This is a genomic window from Helicobacter jaachi, assembly GCF_000763135.2.
GTDB lineage: Bacteria > Campylobacterota > Campylobacteria > Campylobacterales > Helicobacteraceae > Helicobacter_C > Helicobacter_C jaachi.
The window spans coordinates 1-9,496 of the sequence record NZ_JRPR02000018.1 but is presented as its reverse complement, the minus strand read 5'-3'; the positions used below and the strand labels follow the sequence as shown (position 1 = coordinate 9,496).

Sequence of the window (9,496 nt, the reverse complement as noted above, 5' to 3'; positions counted from 1 at the left end):
GTAGAGTGGGTTGGGGGGTTTAGGGCTTCTTGGTTAAAATTATTAATCCTTATAGCTTCATCTTTTTTGTCTTTCTTACAAATTAATAAAGCACAACAATTTTTATATTTCAACTTTTAGGATAGTTCAAATGGGTTATAAAAAATTTGTTTTATTATATGTGACCATTTTATGCGCAAATCTTTTGTTTGTTGGTTGTATTTTATATTATCTGTCTCGTATTTATGAACATAATAGCTTTGCTGCGGTTATTAAGCGACAATTAGCAAACAACTCCCTTTATGGCACAATGCTCAATGAAAATGTTTTTGCTTATAAGCTTGAACTTATAAAACAAACTCAACCAAATATTATCGCTTTAGGTTCATCTCGTGTTTTGCAGTTTAGAGAAGAATTTTTCACAGATTCATTTATAAATGCAGGCAATGCCATGAACACAATTAATGAGGGCGAATTATTCTTGGAAGAATTACTCAAAATTTATAAACCTAAACTTATTATTATTGGTTTAGATTTTTGGTATTTTAGTCCATTCTATCCCAATTTTACACAAGGTGGATACCATGAAATAACAGGCACAGACATCTCACTATCAAAAATTAAAGATATTGTTACTCTTATTTATCAACATACTTTTTTTAAACCCCAATATATATTTGACAACCACTTTATAAGCAATCCTTATACGAATCTGGATTCTTTAGGATTAAATGCCATATACCATAGTCGAGGATTTTTAAAAGATGGCTCGTATATTTATGGGGAGATTTTTTATACCCAGTCCGCACAAGACGCAAACTTTAAAGACACTCTAAGCCGCATAAATACCGGTACCCGAAAATTTGAATACGCTATCCACATAGAGAAGGAGCGTATTGATACGCTTCTAAGAATGCTTAAGAAACTTAAAGATAATGATATAAAAACTATTGTTTTTATTCCTCCTCTTGCACCTTCAGTGTATCAAGCTATGCAAGAAAGGAGCAATAAGTATGGTTATATTGATGAATTATTTGCAACACTTGAGAATCTAAACATTAATTTTCTAAATTATCATAATTCTCTTGTTCTCCAAAGCAATGATTGTGAATTCCTTGATGGATTTCATGGCGGAGACATCTATTATGGTAAAATCTTGCTCGATATGACAGAAAAACAATCTATTCCTAGCAGCCTTATTAACTACTCTTATCTCCACTCTATTATTGCCTCCTATTCTGGAAAAGCATTTTCTAAAACAAACATCACAAATCTCCAGGAAAAAGACTTCTTGCAATTAGGTTGCAAAAAATCTCCCCCGGCTAAATCCCACCTGCAATCTCGTCAAAAGCCACTTGCACCGCCTGCATAAACCCTTGCGTGATATACTCATTTTGAAGCGATTGTATAGGCTTTTTTATGCTTATTGTGCCACTTTTTAGCACATTATAAGTCTTTGTATTAATGATTTCATAAAATATGCTTATATGCGCACTATACGCATTTGAAGCATCTGAAATATGCTCATTTCCCGCCGTTCTATCAAACTCACCTTTATGAAATTCGCTAACTATCTGCAAAGATAGCAATGAAATTTTAAGCATCTTATCAAGTTTTTGCGTACCAAAGGGCGGTAGCGCCACTTGGACACATTGGGATTGAAGTCGTGAAAGCATGAGAGATTTAAGCATATCTGCTGGCTGGGCAATCCATTTTTTGTCCTCGATAATACTCATTTGCGCGTTTTTAAAAAGATAGAGATTTGTGCTATCAAATGGCGTATTTGCGGATATATCAAGTAATCCTACTTTTGTATGTGCCTTTATATTTTGTGCTTTACAGGATTTAGAGGGTTTATTTATAGAATCTTGCAAAATAAGATAAGCCATTTGTGGCACTTGGGAGGCGATTTTCACATCAACGCAAGCGCTCAAAAATAAGGCTAAAACAAATATTATAATTCTCATTTATCCCCCTTAGATTCTGTATTTTTGCGCTTGCCAAAGAGGCTGTCATAAGGATTTTTATCCATTTTATCCAGAAAAATCGAGGCGTTATTAAAAAATCTGCTCATATCTTGCAAACTCTTTTGCAGCTCAAAAAGCGTGGGCGTAAGGATTTCGCGCATATTATATTCTCCATTTTGCATATTTTTATTAACCTCGATGCTTAAATTATTAAGATTATGCGCGCTCTGTTCAAGGGATTTAAGCAAGATAGCAATTTCTTTAAGATTTTCATCACTTAGCGTGTTATTAAGATTTTTAAGCAAAGCTGCCATATCATCGCTTAGCTCACCTGCCTTGCTCATAATTTTATCAAGGCTGCCTTTATCAAGCTCAATTACCATTCTATCTTCATTGTTTTTCTCTAGCGCCTTCCCCTCGCCCTGAATGAGCGAAAGATAATTTGCCCCCGCTAGCCCTTGAGAGCTAATCACCACTCTAGCATTTTCACGCACAAGCAATTGAGAATCTATGAGCATTTCAATTTGTATAGTCCCCTCTTTAATATCCCTAAATGCTACAGATTTCACGCGTCCCACGCTAATGCCCTTATATCGCACGGGTGTATTTGCGCCTATACCGCCTATTTCATCACTGCTATATGCATAATATTGAGTATATCGCGCAGAATCTACCTCAAAGCGATTGAGCCACATCACAAAAGCTACCATTAATCCCAAAGCGATAAAAAATAGCACACCAATCCATACATACCGCACATTGCGTTCCATTATATCTCCTCGCAATCCTCATTAAAATTATGCCAAAATCGCCTACCTCTTTTGCCTGAAAAGATTTTTGCCTTTGTGCTGCCCGCACACTGCAGTGTATAAAGCTCCTGCAATGTTCCTTCAAAAATAATAGATTTATCCTCAAGCAAAATAAGCCTATCTACGCTGTCTTTTATAGAATCTAAATCGTGAGTAACCATTACTATCGTAATTTTTAGCACTTCTTTAAGCGTAATAATAAGCCTATCAAAGCGCTCCGAGCTTTGCAAATCAAGTCCGCTTGTAGGCTCATCTAAAAATAAAATATCTGGATTTAGCACCAAAGCTCGAGCTAAAGCTACGCGCTTTTTCATTCCACCTGAAAGCTCATAGGGGTATTTTAAAGCCACATCAAGGCTTAATCCCACCATATCAAGCCACATTTTTGAAATATCATAAATGGTTTGTTTATCATAGGCTGTTTTTTGCGTGAGCAAAAAGGCGATATTATCAAGCACATTCATTGATGAAAAAAGCGCGCCAAATTGAAACATCACCCCGCAGCGATTAAGAATCCTATCGCGCTTAGATTCTGGCAATGCCCAAATATTATGCCCAAAAAACTCAATCACTCCAGATTTTGGACGAGATAAAAAGAGCATATTTCTAAGCAAAGTACTTTTTCCACTCCCGCTCCCACCTAAAATGCCAAAGATTTCACCCTTTTTCACATTAAAACTAATCCCATTGTGAATAATCGCATCGCCATATTGCGTGTAAAGATTGCGCACACTAATAATATTCATATGCCAAGCCTTGTGGTGATAAGTGAAAAGAGAGCATTAATTAAAATGACCCAAAAAATTACATTTACCACACTTTTAGTCGTTTCAAGTCCTACAGATTCTGCATCACCTTTCACACATAATCCGCGAAAGCAGCCAATAAGTGCAATAGTTGCGCCAAAAAAGGGAGCTTTTATCACTCCTACCCAAAAATGCTCAATGCTCACATACTCATAAAAGCGCTCTAAATACTGCACAAAATTAATGCCTGCTTGTATTTTTATGGCTAACATCGCACCAAACAAGCTTATAGCATCAGCTAAAAACACCAATAAAGGCATAACAATCACTAAAGCCAGCACGCGCGGCAAAATAAGATAATCAAAAAGGCTTAGATTCATAGTCTTTAGCGCATCATTTTCTTCTGTGAGATTCATAACGCCAATTTGCGCACTAAAGGCTGATGCACTCCTACCTGCTATCACAATGGCTAAGATAAAAGGACCCATTTCACGCAAGCAAAGCTTAGCCACAATCTCCACACTCATAAGTGGCACACCCATTCTATCAAGCTGTAAAACCCCCTGCAAGGCAATAGCATAACTTACAATAAAAGATGTAAGCAGCGCTACAGGCAAAGCCTTAAAGCCCGCTTCATTGATGTGATAAAAAATTGAGCTTAATTTAAAATAATGAGGGTGCAGCACCGCGCGGAAAAAATACCACAAACACATACCGCAAAATTGTAAAAAATCTAAACAAGTGTGAAAAAACTGCTCTACACGCTTGCCTAAAAACATAAAAAGATGAGTAAAAATAAACCAGATTCTATAAAATAGCGATATATTTTGCTCTTGTGCTTGTTTTTGGCGCGGCAAAGTGCTTTTAAGTGTGTCAAATATCTCATCAATTTGTGTGCTTGTGCCTATAAGCTCATAGGCTCTACCCTCTAAAAGCTCATAAACAAAAGCACAAAAGACAAAATCCACTTTTGACACTCCGCTAAAATCAATGCTTAATACTTTAGAGTGCTCAATAGCGCGTGCTAAAGCTCTTTGCGTAGATTTTTTAAGCGTGTAATCACATCGCCCTTGCAACTGGATATAGATTCTATTATGCATAGAATTTATTGTAAAAGTCATGCTTTGCCCTTTAAAATTTAAAAAGTGCAAATTATATCAAAAGCTTTTAATATTGCCTGATATGCCCTATAAACTTTCATAAATTACTCAAAGTATAAGATTTTTTAGATATAATGCGCGCCATTATGTGATGAGATACACTAAAGTTATTCACGCATGCATTTAAAGCTCTAGGCGATTGTGGAGGAGTTTTTCACCTTTTCACTCTTCCTACTACTCCTACCTTAATAATCTTATTTTAAAGGACATTGCAGATGAAAATCTCCATTCCAAAAAGCCTACTAGAAACAACCCTTACAAATTGCCAAAATTTCCTTGATAAAAGAGATAGGTCGCAAATCACTTCTCACATTTACTTTGAAGCTACAGATGATATGTTTATCCTTAAGGCTACAGATTATGAGATTTGGCTAGAATCCCGTATTAATATTCCTTCTCAAATGCAAGGCAATGCTACGGCTAATGGTCGGCAGATTCTAGATACTATCAAACGCCTTAAGGAAGGTGATATAACCATTGAAACAAAAGAAGATTCTCTGCATATTTCACAAGGCAAATCCCGCACAAAGCTCCCCATGTTTAATGCTGATGAATTCCCAAAATTTCCAGAATATGAACAAAATGCTCAAATAAATATAGAATCTGAAAAGTTTTTAAATTCACTTAAAAAGATAAATCCTGCTGTGGATACAAATAACCCAAAATACGAGCTTAATGGCTGTTTATTAGATATTAAAGATTATGGATTTAATTTCGCCGCTACAGATACGAGACGTCTAGCTGTGATTGAATATAAAAGCCAATCAATCAATGTGCTTTCTCTTATTATCCCTAAAAAAGCTATTATCGAAGTTTCAAAGCTTTTTATTGATGGATTTGAGATTTATCATAATCCTACACATCTTATTCTTAAAAGTAATGAATACACTTTCTACACAAAGCTTATTAATGGCAAATATCCTGACTATGAAAAAATCATTCCCAAAGAATTTAAGCATAAAATCACTCTGCCTAAAGATAAATTTGTCGATGCTTTGCAGTTTGTAAAATCACTTGCAAATAATATTAAAATTACACTTACACCTAATGAAATTTCTTTTGAAACGCTTAATGAAGAAAGCGGAGAGGCTAGCACACAAATTGAAGTGCAGACAGGAATTGATGAATTCACATTAGGGATTAATTCTAAATACATTTTAGATTTTCTCTCTCAAGTTGAGGGCAGTGAATTTGTGCTATGTTTAAATGACACAAATACGCCATTTGTCGTTGTATATGAGAATTTCTCAACTGTGATTATGCCTGTGATTCTATAAATTTATAGAATCTAGTTTTGTAATCATCTCTATGGAGCATAATTATGGATAAAAAAGAATATCAAGCCAGCAATATTAAAGTTTTAAAAGGTTTAGAAGCCGTTCGCAAGCGCCCCGGAATGTATATTGGCGATACAAATATCGGCGGCTTGCATCATATGATTTATGAAGTGGTAGATAACTCCATAGATGAGGCTATGGCGGGGTATTGTAATGAGATTAGTATCACGCTTACAACACAAGGAAGCGCTATCATTGAGGATAATGGACGCGGTATCCCCGTAGATATTCACCCTACAGAGAATCTACCTGCTGCGACGCTTGTGCTTACTACCTTGCATGCAGGTGGAAAATTTGACCAAGATACTTATAAAGTTTCTGGCGGCTTGCATGGTGTGGGTGTGAGTGTGGTAAATGCCCTCTCCAAGCACCTCATTATGACTATTAAAAAAAATGGGCATATTTATCGTCAAGAATTTGCCAAAGGTATTCCCCAAAGTGATTTAGAAATTATTGGCGATACTAATGAAAATGGCACGACTATTGAGTTTATCCCTGATGGTGAGGTTATGGAAGTGCTAGAATTTGATGCGCAAATACTTATTGCGCGCTTTAAAGAAATGGCATATCTTAATCACAATATCACTATTCATTTTAAAGATGAGCGCACGCAGCTAGAGGAACATTATCACTTTGAGGGTGGATTGTCTCAATTTATACAAGACATTAATAAAAAGCCTCTTATCTCCTCAATCATAAGCTTTTCAGCCTTTGAGTTAGAAACAGATGTAGAAATTGCTCTAGCTTATAATGAGGGCTATGATGAAAAGGTTTTGAGTTTTGTGAATAATATCCGCACACCAGATGGCGGGACACATGAAGCAGGCTTTAGAGCAGGCTTAAGTCGAGCGATTATGAATTATATTGAAGCAAATGCAAGCGCTAGGGAGAAAGATTCTAAAGTTACAGGCGATGATGTGCGCGAGGGGCTTGTGGCGATTATTTCTACAAAAGTTATAGACCCGCAATTTGAAGGGCAAACTAAAGGAAAATTGGGCAGCTCATTTGTAAAGCCTATCGTGCAAAAGCTCATTTATGAAAAACTTTCAAAATTTTTTGAAGAAAATCCAAATGAAGCCAAAGCCATTATGCAAAAAGCCATTATGGCAGCACGCGGGCGTGAAGCGGCTAAAAAAGCGCGAGATTTAACGCGCAAAAAAGAGAGTTTTTCTGTTGGCACATTGCCCGGTAAGCTCGCTGATTGCCAGAGTAAAGACCCTATAGAATCTGAAATCTATCTTGTAGAGGGCGATAGCGCAGGAGGGAGCGCAAAGCAAGGGCGCGATAGAGCCTTTCAGGCCATTTTACCTCTGCGCGGCAAAATTTTAAATGTGGAGAAATCCCGCCTTGATAAGATTTTAAAAAGTGATGAGATTAAAAATATGATTACTGCCTTTGGTTGCGGCATTGGCGATGAGTTTAATATCGAAAAGCTGCGCTATCACAAAATTATTATAATGACTGATGCTGATGTTGATGGAAGTCACATACAAACGCTTTTGATGACATTTTTTTATCGCTATTTAAAGCCTCTTGTGGAAAATGGGCATATTTATATCGCTCAACCTCCCTTATATCGCTATAAAAAAGGCAAAAAAGAGATTTATCTCAAAGATGAGCGGGCTTTGAGCGAGTATCTTATCGAAAATGGTATAGAGAATTTTAGCTTTCAGGGTGTTGGTAATAAAGAACTTTTGGAGATTCTTAAATTCATTTCACACTATCGCAGTATTTTAAAAGAGCTTGAGAAGCATTATCCTATGATTGAGGTGGTGCGCTATTTGGTCGAAAATGAGCAGTTTGATAGTCTAGATTTAACTGAGCTTAGCCAAAAGATAGAATCTTATCTTATAAGTAAAGAGTGCAATATCCTTAATAAAAGCGTGCAAGAAGCGCAAATAACGCTCTATGTGCAAACAAAAGTAGGGCTTGTAGAACTTCACATTAATAGTGCGCTGTTTATGGATAATTTTTTCCAAGAGGCTAGACATATTTATAAAAAGATTGCTAGCAGGGCTTTAGATTTTCTTAATGGAGAGGATTTGATTGAATTTTTGGAGAAAATTGAAGAAAGTGCGAAAAAAGATGCCTATATCCAGCGATACAAAGGTTTGGGCGAGATGAATCCAGAGCAATTATGGGAAACTACGATGATGAAAGCTAATCGCACACTTTTGCGCGTAAAAATTGATGATGATGCTGATACTGATGAGATTTTCACGCTTTTTATGGGTGATGAGGTCGAGCCGCGTCGCGTGTATATCCAAGAGCATGCAAAAGATGTTAAACACTTAGATGTGTGAGATTACTTGTATTTAGCCTCAATAGCACGCATTTTCTCTAGTGATGCGGCAAAATTTTCCTTTGTAATAAATATCCCAAAGTCATTTGGAATCTGCACTTTTGTATCATGAAAAATACGCGCTAACATAAGGCTGTCGATTTCTTCAATGTGGTGGGTGGATTCATAATAATTTTTCTCATCTATGGTAATGGTATTTTTATAGCTAAAATGCCAAAATCCAGAAGGGATAGAATCCGCTATGGCTTTTAGCATTTGTTCTTTAACCTCTTGTGTAGTGGAGTTTGCCTCCTTATAGTAAGTAGGCGAGGTTACAAAAATACAATTGATGTGCAGCGTTTGGCAGTGATTAAATATAGAATCTAGACTTTTTGTGAAAGTTTCTAACTCATTGAGCGTCTTTATACTTGATTCTATATTTTTGTGGAATGTGGGTTCATTTTGTATATATAGTGCGAGGTTTGCTTCTCTTTGGGCTTTTCTTAGTGTATAACCCCAAGTGCCTGTGTGAATATCCTCAAATTGCTCTAAGGGCTTATTAAAGTGCTTAAGTTTTGTCCAGATGGCTTTAGGAAAAAATGAAGTAAGATAAAGTGTAAAAAATGCATTCTTATCTTTATGTGCAATCTCGTAATGCCACATTCTTTGCGCGTCATTGATAATACGATAATCTGTTAAATACACATTGCGTTCAATATCAATAAGAATATATAAATTTTTTACATCAAAATGTGACGCGATGAGATAATCAACAAAAATTTGCGCATCTAAAATATTAGCACTTGAAGCCCATGCATTATAAAAATGTGATTGAGGAATATAAGATTCTATAAGACTTGGCGATATAAACCCAACTTTGGAGCTACCGATAAGATAGGAGTTGTATTTGGCGTGATGAGTTTTTAAGTATTGTATTTTTTCATAGCGCTGATTGTGATTTATGCCTTTAAGAAAAAGATGATGATTAAAAATCTCATAGGGATTAATGATATAGTTAGCGCTCACCACCGCTAAAGGCACACCAAGTGCGATAAAAAAGCAAGCAAATACAAAGGCTTTATAGCTCATAATTATCCTTAAAAATTAAAATATAAGAATTCAGATACATTGTTCATGCAAAAAAATGAAAGTAAAAATGCTACGCTAAAGATGAGTAAATTTTTTCCATTTGGGCTAAACCCCCCAACCCACTCCAT

The 9,496-nt window shown here is 36.1% G+C and carries 8 protein-coding genes; 3 read left to right on the top strand and 5 right to left on the bottom strand.

All coding sequences use genetic code 11. The annotated features are described in order from the left end of the window. Nucleotides 1-130 precede the first annotated feature (130 nt). The gene (locus LS71_RS09240) at nucleotides 131-1,351 is read left to right on the top strand and encodes a hypothetical protein (protein ID WP_052058183.1); all 1,221 of its coding nucleotides are present in this window, start codon (nucleotides 131-133) and stop codon (nucleotides 1,349-1,351) included. On the opposite strand, the gene LS71_RS09235 is transcribed toward LS71_RS09240, so the two are convergent. Genes LS71_RS09235 through LS71_RS09220 form a run of 4 tightly spaced genes read right to left on the bottom strand, consistent with a single transcriptional unit; the run spans nucleotide 1,302 to nucleotide 4,622 of the window. Next, nucleotides 1,302-1,946 (bottom strand): hypothetical protein, encoded by a 645-nt coding sequence (locus LS71_RS09235; protein ID WP_034356540.1) that lies wholly within the window; start codon nucleotides 1,944-1,946, stop codon nucleotides 1,302-1,304. The genes LS71_RS09240 and LS71_RS09235 overlap by 50 nt on opposite strands. Next, complete coding sequence (locus LS71_RS09230; protein ID WP_034356543.1) at nucleotides 1,943-2,716, bottom strand: MlaD family protein; 774 nt, start codon at nucleotides 2,714-2,716, stop codon at nucleotides 1,943-1,945. The genes LS71_RS09235 and LS71_RS09230 overlap by 4 nt, the downstream gene beginning before the upstream one ends. Continuing rightward, nucleotides 2,716-3,501, bottom strand: coding sequence for an ABC transporter ATP-binding protein (locus LS71_RS09225; RefSeq protein ID WP_034356545.1), 786 nt, complete (start codon nucleotides 3,499-3,501; stop codon nucleotides 2,716-2,718). Before LS71_RS09225 ends, LS71_RS09230 begins: the two co-directional genes overlap by 1 nt. Next, nucleotides 3,498-4,622 carry an MlaE family ABC transporter permease gene (locus LS71_RS09220; RefSeq protein ID WP_034356548.1) on the bottom strand — a complete coding sequence of 375 codons (1,125 nt, stop codon included), beginning with the start codon at nucleotides 4,620-4,622 and terminating at the stop codon, nucleotides 3,498-3,500. The genes LS71_RS09225 and LS71_RS09220 overlap by 4 nt, the downstream gene beginning before the upstream one ends. A gap of 254 nt (nucleotides 4,623-4,876) precedes the next feature. Between LS71_RS09220 and dnaN the strand changes: the two genes are divergently transcribed. Both dnaN and gyrB read left to right on the top strand, forming a co-directional pair. Continuing rightward, the gene (gene dnaN, locus LS71_RS09215) at nucleotides 4,877-5,938 is read left to right on the top strand and encodes a DNA polymerase III subunit beta (protein ID WP_034356551.1); all 1,062 of its coding nucleotides are present in this window, start codon (nucleotides 4,877-4,879) and stop codon (nucleotides 5,936-5,938) included. Nucleotides 5,939-5,982: 44 nt separating this feature from the next. After that, entirely contained in the window at nucleotides 5,983-8,301 is a 2,319-nt protein-coding gene (gene gyrB / locus LS71_RS09210; RefSeq protein WP_034356554.1) for a DNA topoisomerase (ATP-hydrolyzing) subunit B, read from the top strand. Nucleotides 8,302-8,303: 2 nt separating this feature from the next. Here gyrB and LS71_RS09205 read toward each other — a convergent pair whose 3' ends face one another. Continuing rightward, nucleotides 8,304-9,368, bottom strand: coding sequence for a hypothetical protein (locus tag LS71_RS09205; RefSeq protein ID WP_034356557.1), 1,065 nt, complete (start codon nucleotides 9,366-9,368; stop codon nucleotides 8,304-8,306). Nucleotides 9,369-9,496 lie beyond the last annotated feature (128 nt).

Bases quoted from the DNA above. Each gene is read 5' to 3' on its own strand.
- dnaN (WP_034356551.1), top strand. From the start codon at position 4,877: ATGAAAATCTCCATTCCAAAAAGCCTACTAGAAACAACCCTTACAAAT.
- LS71_RS09225 (WP_034356545.1), bottom strand. From the start codon at position 3,501: ATGAATATTATTAGTGTGCGCAATCTTTACACGCAATATGGCGATGCG.
- LS71_RS09235 (WP_034356540.1), bottom strand. From the start codon at position 1,946: ATGAGAATTATAATATTTGTTTTAGCCTTATTTTTGAGCGCTTGCGTT.
- LS71_RS09220 (WP_034356548.1), bottom strand. From the start codon at position 4,622: ATGACTTTTACAATAAATTCTATGCATAATAGAATCTATATCCAGTTG.
- LS71_RS09230 (WP_034356543.1), bottom strand. From the start codon at position 2,716: ATGGAACGCAATGTGCGGTATGTATGGATTGGTGTGCTATTTTTTATC.
- gyrB (WP_034356554.1), top strand. From the start codon at position 5,983: ATGGATAAAAAAGAATATCAAGCCAGCAATATTAAAGTTTTAAAAGGT.
- LS71_RS09205 (WP_034356557.1), bottom strand. From the start codon at position 9,368: ATGAGCTATAAAGCCTTTGTATTTGCTTGCTTTTTTATCGCACTTGGT.
- LS71_RS09240 (WP_052058183.1), top strand. From the start codon at position 131: ATGGGTTATAAAAAATTTGTTTTATTATATGTGACCATTTTATGCGCA.